Origin of the sequence: Microbacterium jepli (assembly GCF_047237905.1) — a bacterium.
Classification (GTDB): domain Bacteria; phylum Actinomycetota; class Actinomycetes; order Actinomycetales; family Microbacteriaceae; genus Microbacterium.
On record NZ_JBDFLW010000005.1, the window covers coordinates 862,750 to 879,487 of the forward strand.

Annotated in this window: 16 protein-coding genes; all 16 read left to right on the forward strand. The window is 71.1% G+C overall.

Features of this window, described 5'->3' with window-relative positions; genetic code table 11:
- The first annotated feature begins 44 nt into the window (after positions 1-44).
- The 16 genes from ABC304_RS08320 to ABC304_RS08395 all read left to right on the forward strand — a co-directional run bounded on the left by ABC304_RS08320 (position 45) and on the right by ABC304_RS08395 (position 16,630).
- Positions 45-977 carry a dihydrodipicolinate synthase family protein gene (locus tag ABC304_RS08320; RefSeq protein WP_412930133.1) on the forward strand — a complete coding sequence of 311 codons (933 nt, stop codon included), beginning with the start codon at positions 45-47 and terminating at the stop codon, positions 975-977.
- A gap of 3 nt (positions 978-980) precedes the next feature.
- Positions 981-1,991 carry a 3-hydroxyacyl-CoA dehydrogenase gene (locus ABC304_RS08325; protein ID WP_412930134.1) on the forward strand — a complete coding sequence of 337 codons (1,011 nt, stop codon included), beginning with the start codon at positions 981-983 and terminating at the stop codon, positions 1,989-1,991.
- Between the two features lie 158 nt (positions 1,992-2,149).
- Positions 2,150-2,590, forward strand: a complete 441-nt coding sequence (locus ABC304_RS08330) for a YybH family protein (RefSeq protein WP_412930135.1) — start codon at positions 2,150-2,152, stop codon at positions 2,588-2,590.
- Positions 2,587-4,173, forward strand: a complete 1,587-nt coding sequence (locus ABC304_RS08335) for an ABC transporter substrate-binding protein (RefSeq protein ID WP_412930136.1) — start codon at positions 2,587-2,589, stop codon at positions 4,171-4,173. Before ABC304_RS08330 ends, ABC304_RS08335 begins: the two co-directional genes overlap by 4 nt.
- 110 nt (positions 4,174-4,283) lie before the next feature.
- Positions 4,284-5,297, forward strand: coding sequence for an ABC transporter permease (locus ABC304_RS08340; RefSeq protein WP_412930137.1), 1,014 nt, complete (start codon positions 4,284-4,286; stop codon positions 5,295-5,297).
- On the forward strand, positions 5,294-6,208 hold the full coding sequence (locus tag ABC304_RS08345) for an ABC transporter permease (protein WP_206502622.1): 915 nt from the start codon (positions 5,294-5,296) through the stop codon (positions 6,206-6,208). Before ABC304_RS08340 ends, ABC304_RS08345 begins: the two co-directional genes overlap by 4 nt.
- Entirely contained in the window at positions 6,208-6,987 is a 780-nt protein-coding gene (locus ABC304_RS08350; protein ID WP_412930138.1) for an ABC transporter ATP-binding protein, read from the forward strand. The genes ABC304_RS08345 and ABC304_RS08350 overlap by 1 nt, the downstream gene beginning before the upstream one ends.
- A complete protein-coding gene (locus tag ABC304_RS08355) occupies positions 6,984-7,856 on the forward strand; it encodes an ATP-binding cassette domain-containing protein (RefSeq protein WP_412930139.1) in 873 nt (290 codons plus the stop codon). Before ABC304_RS08350 ends, ABC304_RS08355 begins: the two co-directional genes overlap by 4 nt.
- A gap of 34 nt (positions 7,857-7,890) precedes the next feature.
- On the forward strand, positions 7,891-9,120 hold the full coding sequence (locus tag ABC304_RS08360) for an amidohydrolase family protein (protein ID WP_412930140.1): 1,230 nt from the start codon (positions 7,891-7,893) through the stop codon (positions 9,118-9,120).
- Positions 9,117-9,470 carry a TIGR04076 family protein gene (locus ABC304_RS08365; RefSeq protein ID WP_412930141.1) on the forward strand — a complete coding sequence of 118 codons (354 nt, stop codon included), beginning with the start codon at positions 9,117-9,119 and terminating at the stop codon, positions 9,468-9,470. The genes ABC304_RS08360 and ABC304_RS08365 overlap by 4 nt, the downstream gene beginning before the upstream one ends.
- Positions 9,467-10,480, forward strand: coding sequence for an LLM class flavin-dependent oxidoreductase (locus ABC304_RS08370; protein ID WP_412930142.1), 1,014 nt, complete (start codon positions 9,467-9,469; stop codon positions 10,478-10,480). Before ABC304_RS08365 ends, ABC304_RS08370 begins: the two co-directional genes overlap by 4 nt.
- A gap of 139 nt (positions 10,481-10,619) precedes the next feature.
- On the forward strand, positions 10,620-11,870 hold the full coding sequence (locus tag ABC304_RS08375) for a M24 family metallopeptidase (RefSeq protein ID WP_412930143.1): 1,251 nt from the start codon (positions 10,620-10,622) through the stop codon (positions 11,868-11,870).
- 168 nt (positions 11,871-12,038) lie between these two features.
- On the forward strand, positions 12,039-12,626 hold the full coding sequence (locus ABC304_RS08380) for an Lrp/AsnC family transcriptional regulator (RefSeq protein ID WP_412930144.1): 588 nt from the start codon (positions 12,039-12,041) through the stop codon (positions 12,624-12,626).
- A gap of 157 nt (positions 12,627-12,783) precedes the next feature.
- On the forward strand, positions 12,784-13,968 hold the full coding sequence (locus ABC304_RS08385) for a pyridoxal phosphate-dependent aminotransferase (RefSeq protein WP_412930145.1): 1,185 nt from the start codon (positions 12,784-12,786) through the stop codon (positions 13,966-13,968).
- Complete coding sequence (locus ABC304_RS08390) at positions 13,965-14,987, forward strand: LLM class flavin-dependent oxidoreductase (RefSeq protein ID WP_412930146.1); 1,023 nt, start codon at positions 13,965-13,967, stop codon at positions 14,985-14,987. Before ABC304_RS08385 ends, ABC304_RS08390 begins: the two co-directional genes overlap by 4 nt.
- A complete protein-coding gene (locus tag ABC304_RS08395) occupies positions 14,984-16,630 on the forward strand; it encodes a DUF885 family protein (protein WP_412930147.1) in 1,647 nt (548 codons plus the stop codon). Before ABC304_RS08390 ends, ABC304_RS08395 begins: the two co-directional genes overlap by 4 nt.
- Positions 16,631-16,738 lie beyond the last annotated feature (108 nt).

Below are 16,738 nucleotides of genomic sequence, written 5' to 3' on the forward strand. Positions count from 1 at the left end.
CCTGGTGTTCACAGTACGTACACATGTTCGCAGAGAGGTCATTCATGACTGCCACCTTCTCCGGGTCGTACACGGTCGCCGTCACGCCCTTCACCGACGACCTGAGCCGGATCGACGTCGACCGGCTCAAGGCGTTCCTCGACTGGCAGCTCGAGGAGGGCGTCCCCGGCATCATCATGCTGGGCACCACCGGCGAATTCCTCACCGTGACGCCCGAGGAGCGGCGCCTGCTGGTGGACGAGACGGTCCGGCACATCGACGGCCGCATCCCGGTCCTCGTGGGCACGGCCGACGCGTCGACGAAGAAGGCCGTGGCGCAGAGCGTGGAGGCGCGCGACCTCGGCGCGGACGGTCTCATGATCGTGCCCCCGTACTACTACACGCCGACCGATGACGAGATCTACCGGCACTACGCCGCGATCGTCGAGGCGATGGACCTGCCCATCATGCTCTACAACAACCCCGTCACCTCCAACGTCGACATGAGCGCGGCCCTGGTGGCCCGGCTCGCGAAGGACTTCCCGACGATCTCCTACATCAAGGAGTCGTCGCAGGACATCGCGCGCGTCCGCGACGTCATCGACCTCGCCGGCGACGCGATCACCGTGTACGCCGGAGAGCGGGTCGTCGACTCGTTCCTCCTCGGGGCCGAGGGCTACGTGAACCCCTACGGCAACTACATCCCGCGCGCGTCCGCCGGGATCTGGGGCCTGCTGACCTCCGGTCGCATCGAGGAGGCGCGGCGCATCGACGGGCTCATCAAGCGATTCGACGCGATCATCGCCGCCGGCCACCCCACGTACGGTCACCAGGCCTACTCGAAGCGGCTCGCAGCACGGGCCGGGTACCCCATGGGCGACGTGCGTCCGCCGCTGACGACCTTCCCCCAGCTGGGCCAGGAGGGCGAGGAGCGGCTCGCGCGCATCGGCGCCGTCATCGACGAACTCGACGACGTCACGCGCCAGATCGGCCTGTAGGGCATGGATGCCGCGGGGGCGGCCGTCGGCGTCGACACCGGCGATGCGGTGGCCGCGGTCGCCGTCATCGGCTCGGGCAGCATCGGGGTGGCATGGGCGACGGTGTTCGCCGGCGCGGGCCGCGCCGTCCGCATCTTCGAGATCGACCCCGCGCGGCGCGCGCTCGTGCCCGCCGAGGTGACGGTCATCCTCTCCGGACTCGAGGTCGCCGGCGTCCTCGAGGGCTCGGCGGCTCAGGCCGCGGCGCGCATCACCGTGTGGTCGACGCTCGCGGAGGCCGTGGAGGGCGTCGGCTATGTGCAGGAGTGCATCGGAGAGGACGTCGAGGCGAAGCGCCGGATGTTCGCCGATCTCGACCGGATCACCGGGCGCGACGTCGTGCTGGCCAGCTCGAGCTCGACCATCGAGACCTCGCGGTTCGCCGTCGGACTCCCCGGGTGCGAGCGGTGCCTGGTCGTGCATCCCGGCAATCCGCCGTTCTTCCTACGTGTGGCCGAGGTCGTGCCCGCCCCCTTCACCTCGGAGAGGGCGACCCGCGTCGCCTCCGCGCTGCTGGAGGGCTGCGGCATCGCGCCCATCCTCATCAACGAGGAGATCGAGGGCTTCGTCTTCAACCGCCTGCAGGGCGCCCTCCTACGCGAGGCGTACTGCCTCGTGCGGGACGGGATCGTCTCACCCGTCGACCTGGACACGATCGTGCGGGAGGGTCTGGGGCTACGCTGGTCGCTGATCGGGCCGTTCGCGACGAGCGAGCTGAACACGCGCGGCGGACTCCGTCGTCATGCCGAAGTCCTCGGCCCGGTCTACGCCCGCATGGGTCTGGAGCGCGGTGCAGACGACCCCTGGTCGCCCGAGACCGTCGAGCTGGTCGCCGCGAGCATCGAGAACGCTCTCCCGTACGGATCCTGGGATGAGAACGTGCGCGCACGCGACGCGGCCATGATGGAGCTCGTCGCCGTGCGTCCGGGCGCAGCGAACCCGCTGGCCTCCGGCCGTCACATCGTCGGGGCCTGACGTGCCGACTCCGCATCTGTACGGCCGTGAGATCCGATATACCGCGCTTTGTAAGTCACGTTCCGGTATAGATGTCGTTAACACGCGCCTGTAACGTGTCCCGACTTTTCATGTGATATTCAATGTGTAGCGTCTTGGACAACGAAGCGAGGATGCACATGGCCGATTCCGACCACGTAGACCAGGACGTGCGGTGGCTGACCGCCGCCGTCACCGACATGTACGACGCGTACATGTCGTCCGACCGCGCGCGGGCCGACTCCTACATCGCGCAGGACGTCACGCTCTGGGACACCGAGCACGAGCCTCTGGTGCGCGGCCTCGACGGACTCAACGCGCTGCGCGACAGCCGACCGGCCGGCAGCGTGGACGCCGTGGCGGGCATCGACGTGACCGACCCCGTCATCGACATCCTGGGCGACATCGCGCTCGTCCGTCACACGTTCGCGGTGCGCTTCACCGACGCCGCCGTCGCGCCCGAGCGGGTGCGCAACACCGCCGTCTGGCAGCGCCGCGACGGCCGCTGGCTCATCATCCACAACCACGAGGACGTCTTGCCCGAGGCGTCGCCGCAGCACACACAGGAGGATCCACAGTGAAACGTCCCGCCCGCCTCGCAGGGATGGCGGCCGTCCTCGCGGCCGCAGCCCTCGTCATCAGCGCCTGTGCGGCGCCGGCAGACACGACGACCCAGCCCGAGGGCGGCTCGTCGCTCGTCATCGACAAGTCGTTCGACCTCGTGACGGCCGACCCCGCCCGCATGTTCGAGACGACGGGCGGCATCGTGCTGCACGCCGTCTACGACAGCCTCCTCACCTTCGCCGACGGCGACGCCGAGGAGCCCCTCCCGAGCGTGGCCTCCGCGTTCGAGGTGAACGACGACGCCACCGAGTACACCTTCACGATCCGCGACGGCATCACCTTCTCGGACGGCACGGCGCTGACCGCGAAGGACGTCGTCTACTCGCTGAACCGCGTGAAGAACGTGCAGGGCAACGGCTCGTTCCTCATGACCGGCCTCACGGTCTCCTCGCCGGACGACACCACCGTCGTCATCACCTCCGACGTGCCGAACACCGCGATACCGGCGATCGTCACGAGCCCGACGCTCGGCATCGTCAACAGCGCGCTCGTCACCGAGAACGGCGGAACCGACGCCGAGGGCGCAGCGGAGTCCGACACGGCCGAGGCGTTCCTGAACAAGACGTCCGCGGGCAGCGGCCCGTACATGCTGGAATCGTTCGACACCACGACCGAGACCGTGCTCGTGGCGAACCCCTCCTACTGGGGCGACAAGCCGAAGTACGACCGCGTCGTGCTGCGCAACGCCGCCGCCGAGGCTCAGCTCATGGACATCCAGAGCGGGACGGCCGACGTCGCCCTCGACCTCGGCTCCGACCAGATCGGCGGTCTGGGCCAGGACGTCGTGGTCAGCACGAGCCAGTCGCCCACCATGTTCTTCCTCTTCCTCAACGCCGACGCGGGCGTCTCCGACGTCACGTCGACGCCGGCGTTCCGCGAGGCCGTGAAGTACGGGCTCGACCGCGACGCCATCCTCGAACTGGCCGGCGAAGGCGCGGAGCGGGCCTACGGCATCGTCCCGTCGAGCTTCCTCGGGGCGCTCGGCGCAGACGCCGGTGTCGAGCGCGACGTCGACCGCGCCAAGGCGGCCGTCGCATCGCTCGGCACGACGCCGACCGTCTCGCTCGAGTACGCGAGCGACTTCTCCAGCAACGGTCTGAGCATGGGACCGTTCGCGGAGCGCATCGCCGCACAGCTGGGCGAGGTGGGGATCACCGTGAACCTCACCCCCGGTCCGATCGCCACCACGCTGGAGAGCTACCGCGCCGGCACGGAGCAGATGGGCCTGTGGCTGTGGAACCCGGACTACCCGGACTCCGCCGACTACCTGGCCTTCGGCCCCGGCGGCATCGTCGGTCTCCGCGCCGGCTGGGCCGCAGGCAGCGACCCGGAGCTCGAGGCGGTCATGCAGCAGGTGTCCGTCGAGACGGACGCCGGAGAGCGCGAGCGCCTCTACCAGGAGTTCCAGACCCTCCACAACGAGGCGGGCGTCATCGTCCCACTGTTCCAGCCGGCCGCCTCGGTCGTCTCGGGCTCGGCCGTCGGCGAGGTCAAGTACGACCCGGTGTTCTCGCTGGACATCGCCGCCATCGGCCGCTGATCGTCTGATCGTGTCGCTCCGGGGAGGAACAGCTCCCCGGAGCGACACGCACGATCGGCCACGGCACGGACGTGTCCTGCTCCGGCGGGACGAGAAGGGAGGATGAGGGCGTGACGCTGTTCATTCTCAAGCGCGTGGGGGCGTCGGCCCTGCTCGTGATCGGAACGGTCGTAGTGGCGTTCGCGCTGACGGCCGTGCTGCCCGGCGACGCCGCGACCGCCCGACTGGGCGAGCGCGCGGCCGCCGACCCCGCGCTGGTAGCGGCCATGCGTGAGCGCATGGGCCTCAACCGCCCGCTCTACGAGCAGTTCTTCATCTACCTCGGCGGGCTGTTCCGCGGCGACCTGGGGGAGTCCACGCAGACCTCCCGTCCGGTGCTGTCCGACCTGCAGCTGTTCGGGCCCGCGTCCGCCGAGCTCGCCCTGACAGCCACCCTCATCGCCGTCATCGTCGGCGGGGGCCTCGGCATCGTCGCGGCGCTCCGCGCCAACGGCCACATCGACAACATCCTGCGGGCTGTCAGCCTGACGGGCGTCTCGGTGCCGATCTTCTGGTTCGCCCTGATCGCGACCGCCGTCTTCTCCACGCAGCTGCGCTGGTTCCCGTCCTCCGGACGACTGGATGCCGGCGCCATCCCCCCGCCGCGGATCACCGGCTTCTTCACCATCGACTCGCTGCTGGCCGGCAATCTCCCGCTCTTCGGAGAGGCGGTGCAGCACCTGATCCTCCCGGCCATCGTGCTGTCGGCCCCGATGGTCGGGCTGCTGATGCGCTTCACCCGCGCCTCGGTGCTGGACGTGCTGGGCATGGAGTACATCCGGGCGGCCGAGGCGAAAGGCCTCAGCGGCCCGTCCGTCGTGTTCGGTCACGTCCTCCGGGGCGCGCTCGTGCCCGTCATCACGGTGGTCGGCACCGCGTTCGCCTCGCTGCTGGCCGGCACCGTGCTCGTGGAGCAGATCTTCGCCTGGCCGGGCATCGGCTCCTACGCGTACCGCGCGGCATCCACGCTCGATCTCTCGGCCATCGTCGGGGTGACGATCTTCGTCGCCCTCATCTACATCGTCGTCAACCTGGCCACCGACATCCTGTACGGCATCATCGACCCGAGGATCCGCCGAGCATGAACACCACCGAGAAAGCCCTCGACGCGGTCGATCCCATCGCCGCCGCCCGCGGACGACGGTGGATGCCGGGCTGGCGCCTCCCCGCCGCGTGGCGCCGCCCGCTCGCGGTCGTCGGGCTGGTCATCGTCGCCTTCTGGGCGATCGTCATCGTCTTCGCGCCGCTCATCGCGCCGTACGACCCGCTCGCCCAGGACTCGCCGCGCTTCCTGCCGCCCTCGCCGGCTCACCTGTTCGGGACGGACGGCGTCGGCCGCGACGTGCTGTCGCGCGTCGTCTACGGCGCGCAGATCAGCATCCCCATCGCCGTGATGCTGGTGGTGCTGTCGCTCATCGTCGGCGCGACGGTCGGCGCCGTGGCGGGCTACTTCGGCGGCACCGTCGACGCGGTGCTCATGCGCATCGTCGACCTCTTCTTCGCCTTCCCCGCGATCATCCTGGCGATGGCGGTCTCGGCGGCCCTCGGCCCGTCGCTGATCAACGCCGTCCTGGCGATCGTGGTGGTGTCCTGGCCGTCCTACGCCCGGGTGACGCGCTCGCTCGTGCTCGGGCTGCGCGACAGCAACTTCATCGCCGCCTCCCGTCTCATCGGCGCGTCGTCGGCCCGCACGCTCGGACGCGACATCGCGCCCAACATCCTCGGCCCGATCGCGGTCATCTCCACCCTCGAGCTCGGCAACGCGATCCTGCTGCTCAGCGGTCTCAGCTACCTGGGCCTGGGCGCGGTGCCGCCCGCGCCGGAGTGGGGCGCCATGGTCTCGGAGGGCTCACGCGTGTTCTACAACTACTGGGTGGCGCTGTTCCCGGGCCTCGCGATCCTCAGCGTGGTGCTGGCGTTCAACTTCATCGGCGACTCCCTGCGCGACGCCCTCGATCCGCGCACCTCGCGCGCCGTCCAGGCCATGGAGCTGTGATGTCCCTGCTCGAGATCCGCGACCTGAGACTGTCCCTGGGCGGGCGCAACCTCGTCGACGGCGTCGACATCACCGTGGGCAAGGGCGAGGTGGTGGGGCTGGCCGGCGAGAGCGGCAGCGGCAAGACGCTGACAGCGCTGACCGCGCTCGGCTTCGTGCCGTCGGGGGCGACGGCCACCGGCGAGGTCGTGTTCGACGGACGCGACGTGCTGACCCTCCGCGGCCGCGACCTCCGCGCGCTGCGCGGCGATCGCGTGGCGGTCGTCTTCCAGGACCCGATGACCGCGCTTCATCCGATGCTCACCATCGAGCGCCAGCTGACCGAGCACCAGCGCGTGCACCGGTCGCTGAGCCGCTCGCAGGCGCGCGAGCGGGCCATCGAACTCCTTGACCGCGTGCGCATCCCCGACCCCCATCTCGCGATCAGGTCCTATCCGCATCGGTTCTCCGGCGGCATGCGCCAGCGCATCGCGATCGCCTCCGCACTCGCGTGCGAGCCGGAGCTGCTGATCGCCGACGAGGTGACGACCGCCCTCGATGTCACCGTGCAGGCCGGCATCCTCCGGCTGCTGGACTCGCTGCGCACCGAGCTCGACATGGCGATGCTGTTCATCACGCACGATCTCGCCGTCATGAACGTCACGACCGACCGGCTCTACGTCATGCGGGCCGGCCGGGTCGTGGAGTCGGGACGCACACGCGACGTGCTGGCGGATCCTCAGCACGAATACACGCGCTCCCTGGTGGACGCACTCCCCGACACGGAGGTCACGGCATGAAGCCGCTGGAGGTCGAGGACGCCGTCGTCGAGTACCGCGTCCCCGGACGCGCCCGCGTGCGGGCCGTCGCCGGCGTGTCCCTCGACGTCGCCGCGGGGGAGGTGCTGGGGCTCGTCGGAGAGTCCGGCTGCGGCAAGTCGTCGCTCGGACGCGCGATCGTCGGACTGAACCCGTTGGACTCCGGCCGCATCCTCATCGACGGACGCCCGCTCGCGCCCCTCGGGCGCCGCGCTCGGCCCGTCGCCGACCGTGCGGTGCAGATGGTGTTCCAGGATCCGTACTCCTCTCTCAACCCGCGCCGCCGCGTCGGCCGCCAGATCCGCGACGCGATCACCGGCGGAAACGGGTCCGCTCGGGTCGGCGAACTCCTCGAATCCGTGGGGCTTCCCGCGTCGGCGGCGTCGAGGTTCCCGCACCAGTTCTCCGGCGGTCAGCGTCAGCGCATCGCGATCGCCCGGGCGCTGGCATCCGACCCCCGCGTCATCGTCGCCGACGAGCCGGTGTCGGCCCTGGACGCCTCGACCCGGCTGCACGTGGCCGGGCTGCTGTCGGAGACGGCGACGGCCCGCGGCGTCGCGCTGCTGATGATCTCGCACGACCTGTCGGGCCTGCGCGTGATCGCCCACCGCATCGCGGTGATGTACTTCGGACGCATCGTCGAGCTCGGCTCGACCGACGCCGTCTGGTCGGACCCGCGGCATCCGTACACCCGGACGCTCATCGGGGCGATCCCGCGGCTGGGTCGCGACGCGCAGATGCCCGCCGAACCCGGCCGACGCGAGACCGTCGCGGTCAGCGACGAGGACGCGCGGCTCGTCGAGTGCGCGCCGGGCCACTTCGTCGCCGCCGAGGCGCTCGTCGCCTCGTGAGCGATCGGACCCACCCCCACGGAAGGACGAACGCGTGAGCGTCATCGGCCCCCTGCCCGCGAAGGGCAGTGCCACCCTGCACAACCTCCACCTCGTCGACGTCGTCGAGGGGAGCATCCGCCGCGATGTCGTGCTCGACGTGCGCGACGGACGCATCGCGGCGATCTCGGAGGGTCCGGTCGACCCCGGTGCGCCCGCGACCGACCTGCGGGGCGCGTACGTCGCGCCGGGCCTGATCAACATGCACACCCACTTCTCGCTCTCGCTGCCCGGAGCGGTCGGGGACGAGATCGAGGCGATGGATGCCGCGGGCCTCGCCCTCTACATGGCGGACGGCGCCCGGCGGACGCTGCACAACGGCATCACGACGGTGCGCTGCGTGGCGGAGAAGGGGCACGCCGACTTCGCTCTGCGGCGCGCGATCGAGACGGGCCGCGTCGAGGGGCCGCGCATCCTCACGGCCGGGAGGGCGCTGGCGTGCACCGGCGGCCACGGCTCGGGTTCCGACGACACCATGGAGTGCGACGGCGCCGACGAGTTCGCCCGCGGTGTGCGGACGCAGATCAAGGCCGGCGCCGACCTCATCAAGCTCATGATCTCGGGCGGCATCGCCGGCGAGCACGAGACGATCACCACCCCCCAGCTGACCCGCGAGGAGATGGCCGCGGCGATCTCGACCGCGCACGCCTGGGGTCGCAAGGTGACCGCGCACGCGGGTCCCGCCGATGTCATCGCGCAGGCCGTGCTCCTCGGGCTGGACTGCGTGGAGCACGGCTACGAGCTCACTCCGGAGGTGTGCCGGCTGATGGCCGAGCGCGGCACCGCGCTGGTTCCGACCCTCATCGTCACGCGCGCGCAGGCGTTCTTCGACGAGCTCGGCGTGCCCGCGTGGATGCAGGAGCGCTCGCTGGGGGCGGGGGATCGTCACCGCGAGTCGTACCGCGCCGCACTGGAGGCCGGCGTCGAGGTGCTGCTCGGCAGCGACATGCCGCCGTTCTGGCCGTTCGAGGGCACGGTGGCCGCCATCCGCGAGCTGGAGCACATGCACGCCGACGGACTGGATGCCGCGGCCACCCTCCGGGCAGCCACGATCGCCCCCGCGCGGTGGCTGGGCATCGATGCCGACGGCGGAAGCCTGGAGGCGGGCAAGTGGGCGGACCTCATCGCGATGCCCGAGAACCCGCTGACCGACCCGTCCGCCCTGCGCGGCATCGATCTCGTCATGAAGGACGGCATCATCGTCCGGGACGGGCGGACCTCGTGAGCGGTGACGCCGCCCCTGTCGAGGGGGCACCCGCCGACGGTGACATGGAGCTGTACGACCTGTGCGTCGTGGTCGACCGCGTCGAGGGCCGGCCGGTGTGCGGGCTCGGACCGGGGGATCGCTTCACGGTGACGGGCAGCAACGAGCTGCGCATCCCCGAGGGGCGCCACTTCTGCATGTACGCGCTGGGCGCCGTGCTGCCCCTGCTGGCGGCCAAGCAGCGCCGCCTCCCCGCGGGCGACTGGCTCGAGCGCGACAGCGAGGTGGCCTGCCCCGACCCCGACGAGAGGCTCATCATGCGCATCGAGCGCACCGGCACGGCCCGTCTGCGCTCGGCGGATCTGACGTGAGCGACATCGCCGTACCGGTCTCGCTCGGGCTCCAGACCGACAAGCGCCGCGGCGCCTACGCCGAGCTGGCCGTGCTCGCCGAGGATCTCGGGTTCGCCGGCGTGAGCGTTTTCTCCGACCTGCTCTACCAGCCGGCCATCGGCGCGCTGCTGGAGATGGCCGCAGCCACCGACCGCATCCGCCTCGGGTGCGCCTGCTGGAATCCCTTCACGCTGCACCCGTACGAGATCGCCTCACAGGCCGCGCTCCTGGACGCGCACAGCGACGGACGCGCGTACGTCGGACTGGCACGCGGATCCTGGCTGGGCGGCATCGGGGTGCAGCCGACCCGTCCAGTGCCGCACCTGCGCGACGCGGTGGGCTTCGTCACCGCTCTGCTCGAGGGGAGCGGCCGCGGCTACGAGGGCGAGCACTTCCGGCTGGAGCCCGGCGTGCGACTGGTCGACGAGACCCGCGCACTGCCGGTCCTCATCGGCTCCTGGGGACCGCGCGGCGCCGCGCTCGCGGGAGCCGTCGCCGACGAGATCAAGATCGGCGGCTGCGCGAACGCCGACATGATCGCCGTCACGCGCGATCGGCTCCAGGTGGGGGCGGGCCCGGCGGGACGCTCCGCGCATGACGTCGGCATCGTGCTCGGGGCCGTCACGGTCGTGGACCGGGACCGCCGCGCCGCGCGCGCCCTCGCCCGCCGGGAGGTCGCGATGTACCTCGACGTCGTGGCCGAGCTCGACCCGACCGTCGAGCTGCCCGACGGGCTGCTGGACGGCGTGCGCACGCGCCTGCGCGACGGCGACGCGGACGCCGGGAGCCTCATCCCCGACGACATCCTCGACCGGTTCGCCTTCTCCGGCGATCCCGACGACATCGCCGCGCACGCGCAGCGACTCATCGACGCCGGGGTGGACCGCATCGAGTTCGGCACGCCGCACGGGGTCGATGAGGCGGAGGGTATCGCCTTGCTCGGGCGCGAGGTCCTGCCGCAGCTGCGCTCGGAGTCGCGACCCATCTGACGAGCTGCACGGTCGATATGCTCTGCAGCCGGTCGATCGGTAATCACTGGCACGTTGGACCTAGCAAATGACTGGTCCGAGCGCCGTTCCAGGTGACAAACGCTTCCGTCCAACGCGATCCTGGTGCAGACTGGGGGTCATGTCCGCTGACACCGCCACTCCGCTGCTGACCGACCCGGGCATCGACGCGCCCTTCGACTTCGCCGCACGGCAGGAGAGGCTCTGGGGCAAACTCGACGGCGCCGGCATCGACGTGCTGTTCCTGCCGGCGTCGCAGACCGACCTCGAGTACTTCACCGGAGTCGCCCGTCGGGCGCCGTCCTTCGGGAACATCGGCTACACGAACCACTGGATCTCGGGCGCCTTCATCAGTCCGGGCGAGGCGCCGCTGTTCATCCTCACGCGCCACTTCCAGGAGTTCGACCTTCCCGAGGGCGTGGACGGCGAGGTTATCACCGCGACCGAGTCCGACGACGGCGCAGCCGTCTTCCGGCGGGCGTTCGACTCCTATCGCGCACGTCCCCGGAGCATCGCCGTCGGGTCGCGCCCGGTGAGCGAGCGCTGCGCGCACGAGGCCGCGGCGCCCGAAAGCATCGCCTTCGCCGGGCGCGCGTGGGCCGAGACGGTCATCGAGATGCGCGAGCACCGCCCGGACGCGCGCTTCACCGTAGCCGACTCCCTGATCAACGAGCTCCGCCGCATCAAGGACCCGCAGGAGATCGCGCTGATGCGACGCTCCGCCGCGATCGTGGATGCCGTCATGGCCGAGGTCACCCCGCACGTCGTCGACGGTGTCACCGAGCTCGACCTCGCCGCCGAGGTCGACCTGCGCATGCGCAAGCTCGGCTCGCCCGGCGCCTCCTTCGACACCGGGGTCTGGGCCATGGGGCCCTCCCTCGGACGCGATGCATCGGTGCGCGTCTCCGTCGACACCCTGCACGCCGGATCGGGCGTCAGCTTCGACTTCGGCGCCATCACCCGGGGCTACTGCTCGGACTTCGGCCGCACCATCCACATCGGAGAGCCGAGCGACGAGTACGCCGCCGTCTACGACATCGTGATGGCCGCGCAGGAGGCCGGCCGGGCGGCGGCCGTGGTCGGAGCCACCGGCGGCGACGTCCACCGTGCCGCGCGCGCCGTCATCGAGGACGCCGGCTACGGCGACTGGTTCCGGCACCGCACGGGTCACTGCATCGGCCTGGACGTGCACGAGCTCCCGTACATCTCCGAGGAGGACAACACTCCGCTCGAAGCGGGGATGCTCTTCACCATCGAACCGTCCGTCTTCTGGCCCGGCCGTGTCGGCGTCCGGGTCGAGGACGTCTTCCTGCTCGGCGACGAGGGGTGCGCATCCATCAACGAGCACCCGAACGACCTCGTCGCCAACTGACCTGCCGGGGCGGCGCCTCCTGTGCCGGCCCCGCCCCGGCAGCACCCCTCTCGGGCGCAGATCCGCCGCGCGGCCTCGCGCGCCGCGGGCGGGGTCGACGCCGGCGACCCTATGCTCATCCCGATGACGGGCGGCGCCGCGCACCCATTTCGATCAGACAGGAACCGCATGGCTCGATCAGGCTCGGAGCAGGACCCGCACGACGCCCGTCCGCCGCGCTCCCCGATGTCGAAGATGACGAGCGAGGTCGAGAAGCCGCACGCCGTCGTCGACCTCGACGAGATCGATCGCCGCCTGCTGGTGCTGCTCTGCGAGGACCCGCGCGTCTCCCAGCGTCAGCTGGCCCGCGAGGTGGGCATGTCGCCTCCCGCGGTCGGGGAGCGCATCGCGCGCCTCGAGCGTCAGGGGCTCATCCGCGGGTACACCACCGTCGTCGACTGGTCGGCGCTGGGCTACCCGGGTCTCGTCTACATCCCGATCACCCTCGCCACCGATGCGGATCTGGGTGAGATCCTGCGCGAGCTGCGGGACATCGCGGAGCTCACCGAGCTCGTGGTCGTCACCGGCAGCTACGACATGATCGCCCGGTTCCGCATCAAGGACCATGCGCACCTGCAGGCGCTGCTGCTCGACCGCATCTGGCCGATCCGCGGACTGCAGCGCATCGAGACCTTCCTCAGCCTGGGCGAGGTCGTGCGCGAGCGCACGGCGTTCGATCTCCTCGACGGCACGACGCCGCAGCATCCGGCCGACTGAGCGCAATCGCACGGTAGAACCGGGCATTCACCTTTCAAACGTTCGGCGCGGTCGCGTCAGGGCGTTGCGTGGGGCAATAATGGATTCGTCACGGCTTACGCGGTGACGCGCACCGGCCGTCGTCCGATGCGCGAGAGAGTCCGCTGAGAGGACGCCTGTGCCGCACGTCACGCCGAACGCCGGAAGGCTGCCGCATTCCGGCATCCGCGAGATCGTCGATCTCGCCCTGAACTCGCCGACGCCGATCATCCGCCTCGAGATCGGCGAGCCCGACTTCCCGACGCCGGCGCACGTCGTCGAGGCGGCGTTCGACGCGGCACGCCGAGGGTCCTCATATGTCCAGACCCCGGGAATGCCGATCCTCCGCGAGGCCCTGAGCGCCCGCCTGACCCGCACGTACGGGGTCGAGGCCCCGATCGAGCGCGTGCTGATCACGCACGGCGCCGTCCAGGCGGTCGATGCGCTGATGGCCGCCGTGGTCGGCGAGGGCGACGAGGTGCTCATCCCCGATCCCTCCTGGCCGAACTACGAGATGCAGGCGACGCTGCTCGGGGCCGTCCCCGTGCACTACGCGCTGCGCGCGGAAGACGCATTCCACCCCGACGCCGAGGAGATCGCCGCGCTCATCACGCCGCGCACGCGGGTGATCGTGCTGAACTCGCCGAGCAACCCCACCGGCGCGGTGACGCCGCCCGAGACGGTCGCGGCAATCGTCGAGCTCGCCGTCCGCCACGACCTGCTGATCATCAGCGACGAGGTCTACGACGAGATCGTCTTCGACGGCGCGCACACGCACGTCGCCGCGCTGGCACCCGATCACGTGGCATCCGTCTTCAGCTTCTCCAAAACCTACGCGATGACCGGATGGCGGGTCGGCTACGCGCTCGTGCCGTCGTGGATCGCCGACACCGTCGTGCGCATTCTGGAGCTGGAGACCTCGTGCGTCTCGAGCGTGACGCAGGCGGCCGCTCTGGCCGCGGCGACCGGGCCGCAGGGCGTGGTTACGGAGATGCGCGAGGCCTACCGCTCGCGCCGCGACGTCGCCGTCGACACCCTCCGCGCCGGCGGCGTCGACCTGATCCGCCCGGAGGGGGCGTTCTACGCGATGGTGCCGCTCCCCGACGGCGTCGACTCGCGGACCGCCGCGCTCGAGCTGGTCGGCGCCGGCGTCTCCTTCGCCCCCGGCTCGGCGTTCGGGCGCAACGCCCCGCATCACCTCCGCATCTCGCTCGCGACCTCCGAAGCGGGCATCAGGGAGGGTCTGCGACGCTTCCTGGCCTGGCGGGAGGATGCCGCGCTCGGCGACCCCGCCGGACGCGCCCTGGACGGGGCGAGCCGATGACGGACGCCGCGGCACCGGCGACGCGCTTCAGTCTGCGCGTCAACAACGACCTCGACCTGCCGACCCTGACGGGGCTCGCCGTCGCCGCGGAGGAGGCGGGGATCGACCAGCTCTGGGTCTCGAACGACCTCATGCTGCGGAGCGCCCCCGCACTCCTCGGCGCGCTCTTCGAGCGCACCACGACGCTGCACCTCGGCATCGGCATCATGAACCCGTACTCCGTGCACGCGGCGGAGATCGCCATGGTCGCCGCGACCCTCCAGGAGCAGTCCGGCGGCAGGTTCCTCCTCGGCCTCGCCGCCGGGTCGGGGGAGTTCCTCTCCTGGATCGGGATCGACCAGCCGAAACCGCTCACCGGTACGCGGGAGGCGCTGCGCAGCATCCGCGCCCTGCTCGCCGGCGGCCGGCCGCTCGATGTGGCCGGGGCAGGGGAGGGATGGACGCGCGACGCCTATCTGCGCCTGGAGCCCATCCACGTGCCCATCTACATCGGGGCGATGAGCCCGAAGATGCTGGCGCTGGCGGGCGCCGAGGCCGACGGGGTCCTGGCGCTGCTGTTCCCGCCGGAGCATTTCGAGACCGCGTCCGCCCTCGTGGCCGCCGGGGCGGAGACGGCGGGCAGGCGGCTCGCCGACCTCGACATGCCGGCCTGCGTCTGGCTCTCCATCGACGAGGACCGCGAGCGCGCGGACCGCGCCCTCGCCCTCAAGCTCGCCTACTACGGCGCCGCGTTCTCCCCCTACCTCCTCGCGCGGGCGGGGCTCGCCCCGGAGGACTTCGGTCCGGCCGTGGACGCCCTGCGCGACGGCGACGAGGAGCGCGCCATCGCGTCCATCACCCCGCGGATGCTGTCGCTCGGCATCTCCGGCGACCCGGCCACGGTGATCGACCGCTGCCGAGCGCTGCAGCGCCTCGGTGCCGCCCATCTCTCATTCGGACCGCCCCTCGGGCCGGATCCCGTCGCATCCATCCGTCTGCTCGGGCAGAGCGTCCTCTCGGAGATCAGGAGACCCGCATGACCACCGCCGCCCTCATCGCCCTCTCGGACGACATCGAGGAGTGGGCGCGCGCGTGCGCGTTCCGGTCCTCCGACGACATCCCGCGGCTGCGTCGCACCCCCGGATGGATGCCGGACTTCACCCCCGCGGCGGTGGACGCTCGGCGCGCCGACGTCGCGGCGTTCCGCGCCCGCCTCGACGAAGTCACGGGCGACCTGGACGCCGGGGACGTCGCGGCGCAGGTCGACGCACGGCTCCTCGCCTCGGTGCTGAACCGGGCGGTGTGGGATCTCGACGTCCTCCGCAACTGGGAGCGCGACGCGGTGTTCCTCGTCGGCCAGATCCTCGGGCCGTGGTTCGACCTCCTGCTGCCGCTGCCGCCGTACTCGTCCGAGGTCGAGCGCGGCCTCGTCGCCATCGCGTCCGCCATCCCGGCCCGTGTCGAGCTCGCCCGCGACAACCTGTCGCGTGCGGGGGTCGCCGATCTCGCCCGGGTCGCGTCCATCGATCTGCAGGACATCGACGCCCGCTTCGCCGCCTCCGTGGCGGGGCTCGACGGTGTCGTGTCGAGCGAGACGCTCGCCGAGCTGCGCGCGCTGGCGCCGGCCGCCGGTGCGGCGCTGGCGGAGTTCGGCTCCTGGCTCGCGTCGTCCGCCGCGGACTTCGCGCCATCCGTGCCCGTCGGTCGTGACCGGTTCGTCTGGTTCCTCCGCCACGTCGCCTTCATCGCCGACGAGCCGGAGGACCTCGTGCGCGCGGCGCAGCAGGATTACCGCCGGGCGGTGCTGGCCGAGCTGGTCACCCGCAACCGGTTCCGCGACGTCCCGGCGGACGAGATCGCCGCATCGATCGACGCACAGGTGGAGCGGCAGGTGGCGCAGGAGGCGGAGGTGCGGGCTTTCTCCGACCGGGAGGGACTGCTGTCGCAGCCCGACACCCTCCGTCGCTACCACGTGGCCGAGATGCCCCCGCGCATCGAGCCCCTGCGCTTCCTCGGCGTGCCGGACGACCTGACCGACCAGGACCGCCTCGACGTCGACGGGGTCTCCTACATGCCCCGGCCCCGGCCCGACCTCCCGTACTTCTACGCCGCGAACGCCCGCGACCCGCGTCTGGGGATCATCCACGAGGGCGCGCACTACAAGCAGCTCGCGCTGTCGTGGGCCCACCCCGACCCGGTGCGTCGCCGCTATGTGGACTCGGTGGCCAACGAGGGCATCGCCTTCTACAACGAGGAGCTCATGCTGCTCGCCGGGCTCTTCGACGACGCGCCGCACTCGCAGGAGGTCGTGCACAACTTCAACCGGCTCCGCAGCCTGCGCGTCGTGGTCGACATCAACCTCGCGACAGGGGCCTTCACCCTCGAGCAGGCGGTTGACTTCTTCGTGTCGCTCGTCCCGATGGACGTCGAGACCGCCAGGGAGGAGTGCGCGATGTACCTCGCCACGCCGGGCCTGGCGATGTCCTACCACGTCGGGAAGCAGGCCCTGCTGCGTCTCGTGACCGATGCGATCGTCGCCGAGGGCGACGCGTTCTCCCTGCGGGCGCTGCACGACCGCGTGTGGGCCAACGGCAACGTGCCGTTCTCCCTGCAGCGGTGGGAGATCCTGGGCGACCGGGGCGACCTCGACGTCATCGAGCGGTCGACCGCACCGCTGAGCTGAGCGCAGCGGGCGGCTCGCGAGCGCGTCCACGGAGCGGGTGCCGCGGCTTCGGCATGTCCGGAATCGTGATGGGTCCGATATCGTTCGAAAACCCGACCTGTGGTTACA